Below are 18,267 nucleotides of genomic sequence, written 5' to 3'. Positions count from 1 at the left end.
TTTAAAATATAAGAATTAGTATGCTTCACGCTATAAATTATCCTTCTATTTCTCGCTGAAACGGATACCGTCCTTTTGAGGACGGCGAAGCCGTTTCCACTTGTGAAAAAAGCTGAAAAGTATGACTAGAAGTTGAAAGAACCGATCACGCTAGCAGGAATAAATTGGAGGGCTATCGAATAGATAGCGAGTGTGTGCCAGCAAAATTCGACTTTTGAAATCCGTGCATAAGAGGGGTTAGAGACAATGAAAACAGGGCGGAAAACAATTTTTTTGGTCGTTACGTTTGGGTTGATTTTTCTTCTGCCTTTACTGGGCAGTTTGGCTCAGTGGAAGGGGCTGCCCGCAGGTTATGGTGAGTTTCCCGCACAAAAGGTGGAGAACGATCCGGGGTTCAGCCTGATCTATTTCTCCCTGGCCTGTATTGTGGCTTTACTCATTACCCTGGTGCTGTTATTTCCCCGCTGGTTTGGGTTCAAGAAGACTCAGCGGATGCCTGAACCGCAGGCTCCAGCCACCGGATTTCCCGTCTGGTTCTGGTGGAGTCTGCCGTTGCTTGCACTCAGCTGGTTTCTGATGTGGGCACGGCTCAAGCTGCCGTTTTCGTTGGAATCCTACACGTTTGTTCCATTGTGGTGGTCATTTATTTTGATTTTGGACGGATTGGTTTATAAAAGAACTAACGGAGTTTCGATTATTTCCCGCAAGCCTCAACTGATGCAGCTGCTGGCTGTGGTGTCCTGCTTCAGCTGGTTCGCTTTTGAATATCTTAATTTTTTTGTGATCGAAAACTGGTATTATCCCAATAAAGAGGTCTTCTCGAACTTTGGCAATGTGTTCTGGTTTTCTTTGTCCTATACTACCGTGCTTCCGGCAATTGTTGAATGGTACATGCTGCTCAAGACTTTCAGGGCGCTTAGGGAGCGCTACAAAAACGGGCCGAAATTTACGGTCTCCAGAACTTTTCTGATTATTTATTATGTCCTTGGACTGATTTTGGCCTTTGGTATGGGGTATTACCCCTATTTGCTGTTCTGGGTGCTTTGGGTGGCTCTTGTCCCGATGCTGTCTGCCGCTATGGCGCTTGCCGGCTTCTGGACCCCGTTTACATCCATCAAGAACGGAGATTGGTCCAAGGTTATTCTGATAGCACTGGCCACTTTGTGCAACGGATTCTTCTGGGAGTTCTGGAACTTTGGCAGCGAGTGGTTCCACGATTCAATGCCCGTAAATCCGAATTATTGGAAATATTCTGTGCCTTATCTGGATAAGTTCCATATTTTTTCCGAAATGCCGATTTTGGGCTACTACGGGTATCTATTTTTTGGCCTGAACTGTTGGATTATGTGGCTGATCGCCGCCTATGTGTTTAAATTTGATGCCGATTTTGAAGTAACGGGAGACAAGAGCTAAAGGTGGAGTGGGCATGATTGCATTTGAAAACTATCAGCTTCTGGAAACTATTTCCGACAACGTTATCAAATCGGTCTACAGGTGCGCAGATGCTGCATCAGGTATTACGGTCATTCTGAAAGTGCTGAAGTCGGAGTTTGCCGGTCCGGAAGCTGTGATGCGGTTCAAACAGGAATTCAGGCTGCTTCAAGAGCTGAGTGAAACGGCTCCGGGGGTTATTCGGCCTTACAAGCTGGTAGAGCAGAACGGGTGCTACATCATGGTGCTGGAGGATGCCGGTGGACGGTCGCTTAAGAGGATTATGGCTGAAGATTCACCGGATCAGCACACGCTTTTGCAGCTGGCGATTCAGGTAATTGATATTCTGGGAGCGATACATGAACAGAATGTAATCCATAAGGACATCAAACCCTCGAATATCATTTGGAACAGGGAACGGAATCTCGTACAGATCATTGATTTCGATCTTGCCGTGAAGCTGTCCAAGGAGCGGCCGGAGTTTCAGAACAGCGGTGTACTCGAAGGGAGCCTGCATTATATTTCCCCGGAACAGACGGGAAGAATGAGCCGGAATATTGATTACCGGAGTGATTATTATTCGTTTGGTGTTGTGCTCTACGAGATGATGACCGGCATAAAGCCGCATGACTCGGAGGAAATGCTGGAGCAGATTTATTCCATTATCGCCAAGGAAGCCGTTCCCCCCTATAAAGCAGCCGGCGGCAAGGTCTCACCTGTCCTGTCCGCTATCATCATGAAACTCATGGAGAAATCCGCTGAAGATAGATACCGCAGTGCCTACGGAATTAAAGCGGATCTGAAAAAATGTCTAGCAGGAACCGAGGCGTTTGTGATCGGCAGCGAGGATCGGCTGAATCTATTCCGCATCCCGCAAAAGCTGTACGGCAGGGAAGCGGAAGTAGCCTGTCTTTCCGATGCATTCCGGCGTTGTGTCCGGGGCAACCCGCAGATTATGTTCGTAACGGGAGACGCCGGAGTGGGCAAAACTGCGCTGGTTCACGAGCTGCATCAATACATTAGCCAGGAGAAGGGCCTGTTCGCCGAAGGCAAGTTCGACCAGTACAACAGGCATATCCCTTACAGTGCATTGATTCAGGCGTTCCGAAAGTTGATCAGCCAGCTGCTGGACAGCCCGGATGAGGATTACAAACAATATATCGGAGGCGCTCTGAGCAAGGCGCTGGACGGAAATGGCAGCCTGATTGCGGGCTTGATCCCGGAGCTCAGCCTGTTCATCGGCGATCAGCCGGAGTTGGAGCCCCCGCCGCTTAATCCCGCAGAGGAGACCAACCGGTTCTTCCTCACATTTGCCAAGTTCATCGAAGGAATTACAAGGAACGAGAGACCGCTGGTCCTGTTCCTGGATGACCTGCAATGGGCGGACTTCTCGAGCCTTCAGCTTGTGGAGAGGTTGGTGCTGGATAACCAGCTGCGGAAAGTTTTTGTTGTCTGTTCTTACAGGCACGACGAAATACCTGCTGGTCATCCGCTGTTTACCTCTAAGATGAAAATGGAGAAAAGCAGGGAAGTAGATGAAATTAAGCTGGGAGCTTTGTCCTTGAGTCATGTGCAAAGTCTGATTGCCGATACACTCTATACGGGTACAGACAACGTCAGACAGCTTGCAGAGGTTATTTATAAGCGTACCAAGGGCAACTCTTTTTTTATCAGCGAAATTTTGAAGGATCTTAATAAAACCGGGTATTTGTATTTTGATGAGCGGCAAGGTGAGTGGACCTGGCAGCTTCAGCAGATTGTAAACCTCCCGATCAATGACAATATCGTCGAATTTCTAATGATGAAGCTGATCACCTTGCCGGAAGATCTGCGCAGAATTTTGATGCTTGGTGCTGCCATTGGCAATGTGTTTGATTATGGCATGCTGACATTGATTGCGGAAGAGCCGCGGGAAGTCCTTGCCGGCTGTATCGCTGCGGCGGTGGAAGGAGAGTTCATTCACCCTGCCGACTACCGTTATGGCCTATTCTCAGGTCTGCTCGCCGATGCGGGGGAAGATCTGCTGCAATTGGCCGATATCCCGTTCAGATTCTCCCATGACCGGATTCAGCAGGCGTTCTACCAAATGCTGAACGAGGACAAGAGCAAAGCGCTGCATCTGAAGATCGGGCGGCTAATGCTGGATAAGCTGACGCCTGAGGAAGCGGAGGATAAAATCGTCGATATCGCCGCACATCTGAACAAAGGGCTGGAGCTGATTGGCGATAAGCAGGAAATCAGCAGGGTAATACTGCTTAATCTGAAGGCAGCCTGCAAAGCAAAAGCCGGGTTTGGCTATGAATCGGCTTATGTGCTGCTGGAAACGGCAAAAAAGCTGCTGCCGGAGGATGCCTGGACCGAAGATCGGCTTCTGACTGCGGAAATCTATGAGCTCTATGCGGAATGCGGATACCTCACCCATCATACTGAAGCGGCAGACAGAGCCTGTTCAATTCTAATCCAGCATACGGAAGACAGAATGGCCCTTGCGCAAATTTACGAGATGCAGGCTAATCACTATATGTATCTGGGCTTGATGAAGGAATCAATTCAATCGGGCAGACAAGGCCTGGCTGTACTGGGAATGAACATACCGGAGAAGGTTGGTATGGGCTCCGTGCTTAAGGAGCTTGTGAAGATCAAGACTGCACTTCGCGGGAGACCGGCCGAGGATATTTTTGCGGCGGCTGAGATGAAGGAGCCGGAAATGAAGCTGATCATGAGACTGCTGATTAACTTCATTCCACCAGCCTTTATTTCCGGGGAGACCTCACTTTTTGGCTTAGTTGTACTGAAGAAGGTTGGGCTCACGCTGACTTACGGCAATGCTCCGGAATCGGCACTTGCTTTTGTCGGATATGCCATGCTGTTATCCGGATTTGGGGACAGCAAGGGAGCTTTTGACTACGGAAGACTGGGCATACGAATGAATGACAAGTTCAATGACCAGCAGTGGAAGGGCGCGACATATGTACTATATACCCTGTTCTCTCACGCCTGGACGGAGCCTTGGGACACGCTGCAGGACTGGTTCAGCACATCCATAGAAGCCAGCCTGCGGACAGGGGATTTATTGTATTTGGCCCACTCCTCCTTCTACGTAAATCTCTGGAATCCGTCAATGGATATTGCCGCGAACCTGCAGGAAAGCAGCCGGACCCTTGCGATGATCGAGAATACGAAGTATAAGGAGTCCCTTGCGACAGCGCAGCTGGCCCGGCAGTATCTTCTGAATCTGGCCGGTGAGCTTGCGGACAAGCATTCTTTTGACGGGGATGAGTTCAGTGAAGAAGTCTATTTGCGGGAGCTTACGGAGGCCAAGTATTTTTCCGGAATCGCCATCTATTATATTTATAAAATGAAGCTATTGTTCACCTACGAGAGCTACCGGGAGGCTATGGGTTATATAGATAAAGCCTACCCGATTATCGGCACACTTGCCGGCTCGGCTTTTATGGAGGAGTTCGCCCTCTACACGTTCCTTAACCTGGCTTACAGTTACAAGGATCTGAATTTTCTGGATAAAAAGAAGGCCCGGAGCAGAATGCGCAAGGAGTTCCGCCGGGTCCGCAAGTGGGCCAGGCATGCACCGCATACCTTCCGCCAGCATGAATATCTGATGAAGGCCGAATGGGCACGGATCTCCCGGCAGGACGAGAAAGCGGGGCATTACTACGACCTGGCGATTGAGACCAGTGAACAGGGCAGCTTCGTGAGATATAAGGCGCTGACCAATGAGCTGGCGGCCCGTTTTTACTACAACAAGGGTTTCAAAGAGTTCGCGGCCTATCTGCTCAGACAATCGGAATATTATTATTCCGTCTGGGGGGCGAAGGAGAAGATCAGGTTTATTAACGAACGCTACCCGGATATCGTCAAGAAAATCAACACCAAGGAATTTATGCACGGGCGCACGGTCTCGGATTATACCGAAAGCATTGATCTGAATTCGATGATCTTGGCCTCTCAGGCCATTTCTAAGGAAATTGAGCTGAATAATCTGCTGGAAGCGCTCATGCAGATTGTCATCAAAAATGCCGGGGCCCAGCGGGGTTTTATCCTGATGACCTCCAAGACCGGTCTGCTGGTGGAAGGGGAGTATCAGCCGGAGGAAGATAAAATCACGGTAGCCGTGCAGGATCATAAGAGGTATGACAATCTGCCGGATTCGATAGTAAGGCTGGTGGAGGAGAGCAGGGAAACGGTCATTTACAATGATGCCTATTCCGAGACCCCGTTCGTTAATGATCCTTATATCGTCAAACACTGTCCTAAGTCGCTCGTCTGCATGCCGCTGATCAACCAGAACAAGACCATCGCGATTATTTACCTGGAGAATAACCTGGTGACAGGCCTATTTACGAAGGAACGGATGAAGATTATCAATCTTCTGTCCAGAGAAATGGTCTTCTCGCTGGAGAATGCCAGCCTTTACTCCGAACTGGAGCGCTCCGAAGAGAAATACCGTGAGCTGGTGGGCAATCTGCAGGACGGAATCTTTATTACGCAGGACAAAAAATGCAAATACGCAAATGAAGCGCTGGCACAAATGCTGGGCTACCACACGGAGGAGATGCTGGAGCAGCATTTTGAGAACTTCGTGAGTCCAGCTGAACGGGAAAAGGTTCTGCATTATTACTCCAGACGGGTTGAGGGCAAGCAGGCTCCATTTGAGTATGAGACCAAATTGATGCATAAGGACAAAAGTCGTGAAATTATTGTCATTCATAAGGCGACTCTTATTACCTATATGAACAAACCGGCTGTTCAAGGCACCGTAAAGGATATTACCGAGCGCAAAAAGGCAGAGGAGGAGCTGAGACGGCATAAGGATCATTTGGAGGAACTGGTTGTGGAGCGGACTAAGGAGCTGGAGCTGAACAACGAGGAACTGAATAAATATATCCAGCTGATCGAAGAGATATCGATAACCGACGAGCTGACAGGTCTATATAACCGGAGGTATTTCAACAAATTATTCCTCGATGAAGTGGAGAAAGCGGCAAAGGATAAAAATTATCTGACTTATCTGATGCTGGATATTGATTATTTTAAAAAATTCAATGATACGTATGGTCATTATGAAGGAGACAGCGTACTCCGGCAGGTAGGAAGTCTGCTGCAGCAATTGGCTGAACATGCCGACGGCTTCGCGTTCCGGCTGGGCGGAGAGGAATTTGGCATTGTGGTGCCCGGATTCACTCCGTGGCAATCCCGCGAGTATGCTGAAAACATCAGAAGAAGCATCGCCGATCTGCGGATCGAACATTCGCTGAGTCCAGAGCACGGAATCATAACGGTATCCATAGGTGTTGCCGCAGTTCGCGTCGACAACCTTCGCGAAGAGGATATTTACAAGCTCGGCGACGATGCGCTGTATCAATCCAAAGCAGAGGGCAGAAACTGCGTGACGCTGTTTGAATAGCCAATTCTCTTTCAGAACCTCCAGAGCCGTAAGGTTGCGGAGGTTTTGCTGTCTGCTCTGAACCCGCAAAATAACTAGCCTAACATGTCTATCCATTCTGCGGTGAGGCTGCTTCCCCATGCTTCCGTTAGCGCTTAGGTTCAGGTATTATTGTGGTAGTGACACTGCTGAATCTGCTTGGGGCTGCATGGCACAAAACTATAACTAAACTACAGGAGCATCTTAATATGTCAAAATACGTCGAAATTGGTTATCCAATTTATGAAGGAATGCCTGTTTTCCCAGGATTGCCAGAAGTGAAATTAGAGCCTAAAGAGCGCTTGGACAAAGGGGATGACTGGAACGGAAGTGTGTTAAGTATTTATCTTCATGCCGGTACCCATGTCGATGCCCCGTGGCATCACATGAATAACGGTAAGGGAATAGATGCTATTCCGATTGAAGACTTCATTTACCGAAAGCCGCTGTTAATTGATTGCCCGCTTGGCCCGAACGGCTTTATCACCGTCGAAAAGCTAGAACAATATGAAGAACTGAATGAAGCGGATCTTCTGATTTTCAACACGAGTCATTGGAAACACCGGGATACTGATTTCGGGAAATACGCCAATAATTTCCCCGCTGTCTCTCCTGAAGCCGCTGAATACATCCGGACGAAGTTGCCAAACTGCAAAGCGGTGGCTATTGATACCTTGAGCATTGAGAATATGAGTGAAGCCAAAAGAAACGGTTATTTTGTCCACCATGCCTTCTTAGATCATGAAAAGTATAAAGAGAAGACAATACTCATTTATGAAGACGTCAATCCAGCGCCGCTGGTTGGCAAAAAGTTAATTTCTGCCTTTACAGCTCCGCTTCGCATTAAAAACCATGATGCATCTATCGTTAACATCATCGTTGAAATTGAAGAATAAAGCCTGACAAGGAATGTGCGGACGATCCGTCCGGGGAAGAAATTGCGGCATACATAGAGAAGATGAGCGTAAAGGCGCTCGGATATGAAGAAGAAGTGATTTACGCAGTTTGTCTTTTATAACTACAACAAACCGCCCGTGGACAATCCACGGGCGGTTTGTTGTTTAACTCTTAGTACTCATTGAACATTGTGGCAATTTCATCGTACTGTACAGTTTGCGTCAGTGCCAGCGACAGCAGAATTCTCGCTTTCTGCGGCACCAGGCTGTTGCAGGGAATCGAATTGGCAGAAAGGTCAATGTAAGAATCCTTCAGCGTAATTCCACTGGAGATCCGCGAGCAGCGGACGACCGGAATGTTGTTGTTCTTAAGTTTCCCGACTTTATCAATCCATGGTTTGCTGTATATTCCTCCGCCCGCTCCTGCAATTACAATTCCTTTGGAGATCGTAGCCAGGTAATCTAGAATGCCCGGATCGGCATCGACGTGGAAATAAGCGACAGACACTTCAGGCAATCCACTCAGAGCCGATACGTCGAACTGTGCTGCAGTGGTATGCCTTTTAAGGGATCTTGTATAGAAGAAAGCCTGACTGTCGCGCATGTAGCCCAGGCAGCCGAAATCCCGCTCGTCAAAGGCGTTGGCTTTAAAGGTATTCACCTTCTGCACATCTCTGCCGCTGTAAATCCCCTCTGCAAAAACAACCATAACTCCTTGACCGGAAGCGTCCGGATTCGCTGCCAACGCTACCGATTGGAACAGGTTCAGTGGGCCATCTGCGCTGATCGCAGTTGCAGGCCGCATTGATCCGGTAATAATCACCGGCTTGTCGGTTTTGATAACCAGGTTCAGGAAATAAGAGGTTTCATCAAGAGTGTCGGTTCCGTGCGTAATGACGAATCCGTGAATATCCTCACGGAGGGCAAGGGTGTTGATCAATGTAGCCAACGTCAGCCAGTGGTCGCTGGTAATGTCGGCACTGCAAAGGTTGCTGACCTGTACTCCGGCGCAATTTGCGATCCGCTCCAGATGGGGAACACTGTCCAGCAGGTCTTGTATCGGCAGGGCGCCGGGTTCATAATTCAATGTTTTGTGGGCTTCTCCACTTCCGGCAATGGTGCCGCCGGTAGCCAGAATGACCACATTTTTAAGCACGGGATTATAGTAAGGGGAAGCGTCAAAATTCACTTCAGGGATTGGAATAATCATCTTTTCGTTTCCTTTCAGGTCAATCTATTATGTGAGAAAGCTAATGTTATGCCATTAACAAGTCAATAGAATTGTATCAAACCTTTCCTATAATAAATAGCCATGTGCAGTATTTTATGATGAAAATAATGTGCTGGACCGTGATGTGAGGATATTCAAGAAACAAAGGAGAATTTTCTATTCCGGGTGGATAGCTCAAATGATAACATCAGGATGAAAGAACAGCAGCAGCCAAATATAGGGAGGGGTTTTTTAGAATGAAAAAGTCTTTGAGAGCGATACCATTATTGCTTGTAGCCATGATGCTTGCAGTGCTGGTATCCGCTTGCGGTAACGGTGCAGGCGGTAAGGTGGATGTAGGCATCGTGCTGCCGACTAAGGATGAGCCGAGATGGGTGCAGGATGAGCAAAGATTCAAGGATGCGCTGAAAGACACCAAATATACCTCGGAGATCCTGTTCAGCCAAGGTTCTTCTGCTAAAGAAAAAGAAAACGTAGAAGCCTTGATTGCAAAAGACATTAAAGTCCTGATCATTTGTCCGCAAGACGGTGATGCCGCCGCTGCAGCAGCTGAGGCCGCTCAAAAAGCAGGCATCAAGGTTATCGCCTATGACCGCTTGATTAACAACACGGATGCCGTTAACTACTATGTAACTTTTGACAGCATCGCAGTAGGTAAAGCACAAGCCCAATACCTGGTGGATCATGCCAAAGGCAAAGGCCAGCCATTGTATTTGTACGCGGGTGCAGCTTCGGATAACAACGCATTTCTGTTCTTCGAAGGCGCTTGGTCTGTGCTTCAGCCGAAGATTTCTGACGGCACATTCACCATCGCCAACTCCAGTGAAGCTGTTGCTCTGAAGGATAAAGCAGAGCTGACCCGTGAGGAACGCAGTAAAATCATCAGCCAGGTGACCACAAACTGGGATGCCAACGAAGCTAAGAACAAAGCACAAACTCACTTGACCGCTGCAAGCGCTGATCAAAAGGGCGATGTGGCCATCCTTGCTCCAAATGACGGCACAGCCCGTTCCATTGCTGACGTATTCGCTTCGGATTCCGCAGTGACCAGCTTCATCATTTCCGGCCAGGATGCTGAGAAGGCTTCCATCCAATACGTCATTGACGGCAAACAATCAATGACCGTGTTCAAGGATGTCCGCAACCTCGTTAAAGATGCAATCAACATGGGGGTTTCCATTCTCGACGGCAAAACGCCTGAAACAACCGGCTCCTACGATAACGGCAAGATTGAAGTACAAGCGAAGCAAACCGATGTTCAAGTCGTTGACAAGGACAATGTCAAAGCAGCACTCATTGATTCCAAATATTACGAAGCCAGCGAGTTCACGGGACTGTAAACGCACCTGAACATAGTTTAGACGGAGTAGTGATAGATACATCTATCACTATTCCTCTATTCTAAGACTTGTTTTGTGAAGGAGCACAAGCTAATTATGAATCCATATATTTTAGAAATGAACAATATTTCCAAGGAATTCACCGGCGTAAAGGCGCTCTCGAATGTCAATTTCAAAGTTAGCAAAGGCGAGATTCACTGTCTGGTCGGCGAGAACGGTGCCGGCAAGTCCACACTCATGAAGGTGCTTAGCGGGGTGTATCCGCATGGAACATATTCAGGGGATATTGTCTTTGAAGGCAACGTGCAGAGCTTTGGCAGAATTAGCGACAGCGTCAGAACCGGGATCGCAATTATTTATCAGGAGTTAGCCCTGTTTCCGGATCTGACCGTATATGAGAATATTTTTGCCGGGAACGAAGTGAAGAAAGGCGCAATCGTTGATTGGAATCAGACGATTGTCAAAGCGAAGGAAATGCTGAAGAAAGTGAATCTTAACGTCAATCCTGAAGTGCTGATTAAGGATTTGGGTGTCGGCAAGCAGCAGCTGGTTGAAATCGCCAAGGCGCTCAGCAAGGATGTGAAGCTGCTTATTCTCGATGAACCAACAGCCGCACTTAATGAAGATGACAGTGAGAACTTGCTGGAACTGCTGAGAGAACTGAAGAAACAAGGAATTACCAGCATCATGATCTCCCATAAATTGAAGGAAGTTATTGCTATAGCGGATCATGTCACCGTACTTCGCGATGGACGGACGATATGCACGCTTGATGCTGCCAAGAATGAAATATCAGAAAGTGTAATTATCAAGAACATGGTCGGCCGTGACATCGATGATATCTACCCTAAACGGAATACTGAGCATTTCGGAAATGATGTGCTGGAGGTCAAGAACTGGACGGCATTTGACCCCAAGCTGGGCCGGGATGTGGTCAAGGATGTGAACATCCACGTGAAAAAGGGCGAGATTGTCGGCATCGCCGGTCTGATGGGCTCAGGCCGGACGGAATTGGCACAAAGCATCTTCGGCAATCCGAAATCCTATAAAATACATGGCGACTTATATATGAACGGCGCCAAAAAAGTATTTAAGAACACCAAAGACGCAATCAATGCGGGAATCGCCTATGTGACGGAAGACCGGAAAGGCGACGGCTTATTTTTGATTCAGGATATCAAGCAAAATATTTCAGTCTCTAATCTTGAGGCCATTTCTTCGCAGGGAATGATCAACACCAATGAAGAAGTGAAGATTTCGAACGAATACAAAAAATCCATGAATATCAAAGCCCCGTCTGTTGAACAGCTGGTCGGTAATTTAAGCGGCGGCAACCAGCAGAAAGTTTCCCTTGGCAAATGGCTGTTTGTAGGACCGACCCTGCTCATTCTGGACGAACCTACACGCGGCATTGACGTCGGAGCGAAATTTGAAATTTATACGATTATGAACAAGCTGATCAGCGAGGGTATGAGCATCATCATGATTTCCTCGGAGCTGCCTGAAGTGCTTGGAATGAGTGACCGCGTGTATGTCATGGCCGAGGGCAAAATCAAAGGCGAGCTGTCCGCAAAGGACGCAGATCAAGAAAAAATAATGAAACTTGCTACGCAATAGGAGGAAGACCCGTGAAATTATTTAACGAAGCGAAATCATTGATCAAGGTTAATATCCGGGATTATGGGATGTACATTGCTTTATTCGTCATTATGCTGACTTTTTCGATCATGACGGATGGACTGTTTATGTCTTCGCGGAATATAAGCAACTTGATTGATGCCACTGGCTACATTGCTGTTCTGGCTGTCGGAATGACACTGGTCATTGTGATCCGGCATATCGATTTATCCGTCGGTTTTGCAGCCGGGTTCCTGGGGGCAATTGCCGCCATCTTCTTAACGCAGGCAGGAGTTCCGGTCTATTTCACCATTCCGCTTATTTTGATCATGGGGATTATTGTTGGACTCTTTAACGGTTTCCTGGTTGCACAGATGGGTATTCCTTCTTTTGTGGCTTCTCTGGCAGCGATGCTGATTTTCAGAGGTGCACTGCTCCGTGTCACGGAGAAGACAGGAACCATCATCGTGAAGGATGAGCATTTCAACGCGATCGGCAATGGTTTTATCCCGGCCATCGCCAAGGTTGGCAATTTGAATCTGCTGTCGCTGATTATCGGCGCACTCATTATCGTCCTGTTCATTTATTTTGAATTCTCCAAACGGAACAATAAGCTCAAATACAACTTCGAAGTATTGTCAAACGGCATGTTTACCGTCAAGCTGGTCTTCGTGTCCGCCATCATTGCTTACATTACTTGGATTCTCGCAGGTTACAACGGCTTCTCGTGGACAGTAGTCATCGTGATGATCGTCGTTGTCATCTATCACATTCTGACGACCTCCACTGTAATCGGGCGTCATATCTACGCAGTCGGAAGCAACCCGGAAGCCGCGAATCTAAGCGGGATCAGCGTTAAGAAAATTACGTATATTGTATTTTGCTCCATGGGACTCTTGTCTGCACTGTCGGGGATTCTGTTCACTTCCCGCCTGCAGTCGGCGACTACCACAGCAGGAACGCTGTTTGAACTGGATGCCATTGCGGCTGCTTATGTTGGCGGCGTATCCGCTGCCGGCGGGGTAGGTAAGGTTACCGGTTCCATTATCGGTGCGGTCGTTATGGCTTCACTTTCCAGCGGCATGAACCTGCTAGGCGTTGGTATTTCCTATCAGTACATGATCCGTGGCGGCGTGCTGGCCGCAGCTGTAATCTTTGATGTAATGACACGCAAGCAAAGAGCATAGTTCTTCAAGACAGAACTCACTGGTTAAAAAAGCGGCGGAGTGCTAAGAGGCACTCCGCCGCTTTTTTTACTAAAATATAAGAATTTATATGTTTCACACGATAACTTATCCTTCTATTTCTCGCTGAAACGGTACCGTCCTTAAAAAGGACGGCAAAGCCGTTTCCACTTGATAAATGATTACTCCAAGCTTCCCATAATATAGTATAATGTCTGATAAATCTGTGATCGCTCACTGAAGAAAGGCATGAGAGATTCGCACCATTATAAGGTAGACATAGAGGAGGTAAAGCATACGAATCCTTATTTTACATTGCAGCAGGTGTCGGAGGGTGTCTGGGCCGCTATCGTTATTCCCGGAAGTGGAGCTTTGGGGAACGCGTCGATTATAGATCTGGGTGATGTAACAGTAGTTGTAGACACCTTCAGTCTTCCGCAGGCAGCCGAGTTCCTACGTTCTGAGGCAGAGCTGCTTACGGGTAAGCCAGTGAAATACATAGTCAATACCCATTATCATGGAGATCATCATTATGGCAATCAGGTGTTTGCCGGCAGCATCATTATCTCCACAGTGCTTACACGTGAGGTGCTGAATCAAGGTGGGGCTCCAGATCTGAATACTTGGCAGAGCGGCCTGCGAAATCAAATCGAAATGCTGGAACAAGGGAAAAAGGCTGCAGCAGATCCCCGGCTCAGCGAAGCGCTTGGTTATGAAATTGCCGACAAGGCTGTGCTGCTGGCGGCAACGCCTATGATCCATAGAGTGACAGCATCCGTTACTTTCTCGCAGCAACTGATTATTCACGGCTCGGCCCGTTCGATTACTCTGCTCACCTATGGCGGCGGGCATACGGAAAGCGATGCGATGGTGTATATCGAAGACGCCAAGGTGTTGATTGCCGGTGATCTTATCTTAAGCCACTCCCACCCGGCGATGTTGAGCGGCTTTCCGGTTGCCTGGATTGAAATTCTGGAACGGATTGAGCGCGAGATTGATGTCAATCTGGTTATTCCCGGGCATGGCGGGGTCACCGGCAGGGAAAGTATTGCAGAGATGATAAGTTACCTTACTGATATCCAGGCTTACACGGAGAACGCTGCCCAGAGTGGAGAATCCGCAGATCGCTGGCTGGAGAAGGGGATACCGGCACCGTATGATCATTGGATGATGTCCCATGTATATGAATGGAATTTCCGCTGGCTTTTTAATTTACTACTCAAAGAAGAGAGAGGATAACATGTTACAACTTGAAAGCAAGGATTATTTCAAAGGCTTGCCGCTGCTCGATCATGTGAATATTAACACAATGTTTGCACGGGCAGTGCTTGAGCACCTTGTTCCCGGCAGCGTTTATGTAGATGCTGTGCACAATCCCCGTGCCTTCTATGTGGTGCATTCCTATGGCATGTCCTTATTGTTTGGAGAGGCCGGCAACGAGGCATTTACACGGGGGCTTCATGATTATATGACTAATCAAGCAGGGGGGAGACAGAGTGCGGAGTGGCTGCAAAGTGATCCGGCAGCAGAGTGGACCCCTATCCTTGATTCTATTTTATCTATTCATAACAGCTCTCTGATAAACAGCGGAATTTCATCCATGGAGAATCATTCCCGGGCCATTGAGCGGAATACAAGAGTGAACTTCTGCTTCAACCGAGAAGCTTACATGGATGCCAAGGCGCAGCTTCCGCGACCTGACGGCATTATCATGCGTACGACCAAAGAACAGTTCCTGGCTCAGAGCGGAGCGGTCGTTCCCCGGTTTTTTTGGCGGGATGAGGAGCATTTTGCTGCCGAAGGGATAGGCTATACTTTAGTTTCAGACGGAGAAGCTGCTGCTACCTCTTTTGCGTCTTGCCGCACTGCGGGTCAGCTGGAGATCGGAATCGAAACGGCGGAGAATCATCGCGGAAAAGGCTGCGCACTTGCTGTATGCTCAGCACTGATCGATTATTGTCTGGAGCATAATCTGGAGCCGGTATGGGCTTGTCGTTTGGAAAATCAAGGTTCATATTATTTGGCGCAAAAGCTTGGTTTTAGGCCGACGGTTACTCTGCCATATTACCGGCTGGCTGTGTAATCCTATAAGGGCAGGCGTATAAGCGGCAATCATTTCCTAAAGAGACACATTGTAGTGTCTCTTTTTGTTGAACGCATTTTGAATAATCGGCCGTAGCGATTGACCGGATGCTGGAAGAGCGGTTATTGATGCTTTCAGCACATTGTCCAAGCCCGGAGCAGGATAGAGTCCATGGATACCCGGGCGTGTATCCTTTATAATCTCCAATAATGAGAATGGTTATCATTAGGAGGAAGTGTAATGAGTAAAGAACTTGAACGGAGTTATCCGCACCGCGGTTGTGAGGAGCATGTCCTCTACGCAGGTGAGCGGAGGCTGGAGTACCGGATCCTTGTCTCGCATCCTTCCGGGGAAGCGCCGCCGGAGGGCTACCCGGTCATCTACGCACTTGACGGGAATGCCGTATTTCATACGCTGGCAGAGTCCGCGCGCTTGCAGACACGCAAGCCGCATGGCTATGATCCTGTTGTGATTGTAGCCATCGGCTATCCCTCCAGTGAACCCTTTGACATGACCCGTCGTTGCTATGATTTCACGATGCCTGCGGAGTTAGAATCACTGCCGAAGCGGCCAGACGGCAGTGAATGGCCTGAACATGGAGGCGCGGACAGCTTCCTCGATTTGCTGCAGAACGAGATCATGCCTATGATCTCCGGACTGTTTCCTGTGGATAGCCAGCGCCAGTCACTGTTCGGACATTCGCTGGGCGGCCTGCTCGTCCTGCATGCCCTGTTCACACGGCCGCAACTGTTCACCCATTACGCAGCAGGCAGCCCTTCGGTCTGGTGGGGCGATTATTCCCTGCTGCTTGAGCAGAAGCGGTTCTCCGTCATGTACCCTGGGCTGAAACTCCAGCGGAAACTGCTGATCACCATTGGCGCAGAAGAGCTGGATCACATGGTCGAGGATGCCGAGAAGCTGCCGGTTCTGCTCGCCCCGCTTGCTGCAGAAGGTTTGCAGGTCAGCCTGGCCAAATTCCCGCAAGAGGGCCATGTCACGGTACTGCCCGCAGCTCTCAGCCGTCTGCTGAGATTCGCTCTGGAATCGCAAGAAGAAGCCCAATAAGTGCAAAGTCTGAATAGATCCAAACTATACCTATCTCTTGTGGATCACCCGTCCCTATAATAGAGAATACGTATAAATTTGGAGGCGGATTAGAATGACATTGCGACCTGATATCCAGGCGATTGTTGATACACTTCAGGACCTGGGAGTGATTGAACAGAACAGTCAAGTCAACGAGGAAATGAAAGGAACAACCGACGGTCTCGTTTACATTCTCACTGTTAATAAGGAAGCGAAATATGTGCTGAAGGTAGACAGGCCGCAGAGCATTTCCTGCGCCGAACTGCTGCTGGCAACGTATCCCGGGAGTTCACTGCTGCCAAAACTGCTGTATACCGATCCGTACGGGAACTTCATTCTGTATACCTATACTGCGGGTACAACTCATTATAAACGCGGTGCCAAGATAGATTGGCTGACAGGCATTGTAACCGGTCTTCTGAACCATTATGAAACCTCATCTGCACCACAATGGGGCCGCCTGGAAATGCCGCGGGATTCATGGGCTGAGTTCAATAGAATCAGTTTAGAAGAGGCACGCTCCAATGTGGGGGACATATTGCCTGCGGAGGATTATGATAAAATACAAGCCTTGTCCGGCAGAATCTCCGGCGCGGAGGACAAGTATCTTCTGCATGGCGATACAGGTGTTCATAATTTTGTATTTCAGGATCACAGCCTGGTGGGCGTCATTGACCCTTCGCCGATGGTTGGACCACTCATCTATGACTTCACTTATGCTTTCTGTTCCTCACCGGATGACTTGAATAGGGTCACCTTGTTTAAGGCGTTTGACCAGCTCAAGCAGGAGGCAATAAGACATTCCAGATTGATAGAAGAGGTAGTCTTCCAGCTGTATTGCCGGATTGGCATCTGTGCCAGAGTCCATCCGCATGACTTGAAGGACTATTTGACCGCTTGGGAGCACTGGAGAACACATCTGGTGTAACAACAAATCCTATTAAAATATGGTAAACTTATCACATTAACCATAGGGGTGAGAGATGAATGTCTGATGATCATGATGAGCTTATGGAACAGAGGCGCAAGCGGCTGAAACTCATTCAATTCAGTAAAGAGGATCAAACGCTTATCGAGTCAGAGAAACCTAAGGAAACCTTCGCCGATGTAGGCGGTCTGGAAGAAGTGAAGAAGAAGATCCGGATGAACTTTATTCTGCCGCTGAAGCAGCCGGAGCTGTTCAAAGCTTACGGCAAAGAAGCGGGCGGCAGCCTGCTGCTGTTCGGGCCTCCGGGCTGCGGCAAAACCTTTCTGGCAAGGGCGGTAGCCGGTGAGATTGAAGCGAATTTTATGCATATCGAGCTGCAGGCCATCCTGGCGATGTATGTGGGCCAAAGTGAGAACAACCTGCATAATATTTTTGAGAAAGCCAGAGAGAACAAACCATGCGTCATCTTCATCGACGAATTGGACGCGATGGGCGGCAGCCGCCATCAGATGCGCCAGCATCATGACCGGATGCTGGTGAATCAGCTGTTGCTGGAGCTGGATGGTCTGCAAGCCGAGAATGAGAATGTGTTTGTCATCGGTGCCACCAATACACCCTGGTATCTCGATTCCGCACTGCGGCGTCCAGGCCGCTTCAACCACCTGGTGTTTGTCCCGCCGCCGGAGGAGTCCGAACGTGAGACTATTCTGGGCCTGAAGATGGCCGGAAAACCTGCTCAAGCCTTGAATCTGCCCAAGATTGCAGCAGATACAAAGTTCTTCTCGGGTGCCGATCTGGAGCAGGTGGTGAGCGATGCCATAGAATCTGCGATGGAGCGCACCTTTGAGACCGGAGAGATCCAGCCGATTACAAATGATGATCTGAAGAAAGCAGCGAAGTCCCGGAAGGCCACGACACTGGAATGGTTCTCAACCGCGAAGAATTATGCGACCTTCAGCGATGTCAACCGGGACTACCAGATCGTATTGGACTATGCCAAGAAACACGGAATTAAATAGCGGGATGAG

The 18,267-nt window shown here is 48.7% G+C and carries 12 protein-coding genes; 11 read left to right on the top strand and 1 reads right to left on the bottom strand.

Features of this window, described 5'->3' with window-relative positions:
* The first annotated feature begins 246 nt into the window (after positions 1–246).
* The 3 genes from MHI45_RS05820 (at position 247) to MHI45_RS05810 (ending at position 7,770) form a co-directional block, all read left to right on the top strand.
* A complete protein-coding gene (locus tag MHI45_RS05820) occupies positions 247–1,413 on the top strand; it encodes a small-conductance mechanosensitive channel (RefSeq protein ID WP_076109739.1) in 1,167 nt (388 codons plus the stop codon).
* A gap of 13 nt (positions 1,414–1,426) precedes the next feature.
* Positions 1,427–6,856: a diguanylate cyclase gene (locus MHI45_RS05815; protein WP_076109738.1), complete on the top strand. Its 5,430-nt coding sequence runs from the start codon at positions 1,427–1,429 to the stop codon at positions 6,854–6,856.
* Positions 6,857–7,083: 227 nt separating this feature from the next.
* Entirely contained in the window at positions 7,084–7,770 is a 687-nt protein-coding gene (locus MHI45_RS05810; protein WP_076109737.1) for a cyclase family protein, read from the top strand.
* Between the two features lie 172 nt (positions 7,771–7,942).
* Here the strand turns inward: MHI45_RS05810 and MHI45_RS05805 are convergent, their stop codons facing one another.
* Positions 7,943–8,980, bottom strand: a complete 1,038-nt coding sequence (locus MHI45_RS05805; RefSeq protein WP_052092185.1) for an asparaginase — start codon at positions 8,978–8,980, stop codon at positions 7,943–7,945.
* A gap of 257 nt (positions 8,981–9,237) precedes the next feature.
* Here MHI45_RS05805 and MHI45_RS05800 point away from each other — a divergent pair, with 257 nt between their 5' ends.
* The 8 genes from MHI45_RS05800 to MHI45_RS05765 all read left to right on the top strand — a co-directional run bounded on the left by MHI45_RS05800 (position 9,238) and on the right by MHI45_RS05765 (position 18,258).
* A complete protein-coding gene (locus MHI45_RS05800) occupies positions 9,238–10,341 on the top strand; it encodes a sugar ABC transporter substrate-binding protein (protein ID WP_038594151.1) in 1,104 nt (367 codons plus the stop codon).
* Positions 10,342–10,437: 96 nt separating this feature from the next.
* Positions 10,438–11,958 carry a sugar ABC transporter ATP-binding protein gene (locus tag MHI45_RS05795; protein ID WP_076109736.1) on the top strand — a complete coding sequence of 507 codons (1,521 nt, stop codon included), beginning with the start codon at positions 10,438–10,440 and terminating at the stop codon, positions 11,956–11,958.
* A gap of 11 nt (positions 11,959–11,969) precedes the next feature.
* Positions 11,970–13,145 carry a sugar ABC transporter permease gene (locus tag MHI45_RS05790; protein WP_038594145.1) on the top strand — a complete coding sequence of 392 codons (1,176 nt, stop codon included), beginning with the start codon at positions 11,970–11,972 and terminating at the stop codon, positions 13,143–13,145.
* Between the two features lie 246 nt (positions 13,146–13,391).
* Entirely contained in the window at positions 13,392–14,381 is a 990-nt protein-coding gene (locus tag MHI45_RS05785; RefSeq protein ID WP_083675766.1) for an MBL fold metallo-hydrolase, read from the top strand.
* 1 nt (position 14,382) lies between these two features.
* Positions 14,383–15,225 (top strand): GNAT family N-acetyltransferase, encoded by an 843-nt coding sequence (locus MHI45_RS05780; RefSeq protein WP_076112391.1) that lies wholly within the window; start codon positions 14,383–14,385, stop codon positions 15,223–15,225.
* Positions 15,226–15,465: 240 nt separating this feature from the next.
* Complete coding sequence (locus MHI45_RS05775) at positions 15,466–16,290, top strand: alpha/beta hydrolase (RefSeq protein WP_076112392.1); 825 nt, start codon at positions 15,466–15,468, stop codon at positions 16,288–16,290.
* 94 nt (positions 16,291–16,384) lie between these two features.
* The gene (locus tag MHI45_RS05770) at positions 16,385–17,239 is read left to right on the top strand and encodes a phosphotransferase (protein WP_076112393.1); all 855 of its coding nucleotides are present in this window, start codon (positions 16,385–16,387) and stop codon (positions 17,237–17,239) included.
* Between the two features lie 59 nt (positions 17,240–17,298).
* Positions 17,299–18,258, top strand: coding sequence for an ATP-binding protein (locus MHI45_RS05765; RefSeq protein WP_076112394.1), 960 nt, complete (start codon positions 17,299–17,301; stop codon positions 18,256–18,258).
* Positions 18,259–18,267 lie beyond the last annotated feature (9 nt).

The sequence above is a fragment of the Paenibacillus sp. FSL H3-0321 genome, assembly GCF_038002865.1.
Classification (GTDB): Bacteria; Bacillota; Bacilli; order Paenibacillales; family Paenibacillaceae; genus Paenibacillus_AQ.
Note: the sequence above shows the minus strand (reverse complement) of the source record. Positions and strands in the feature narration are given on the sequence as shown.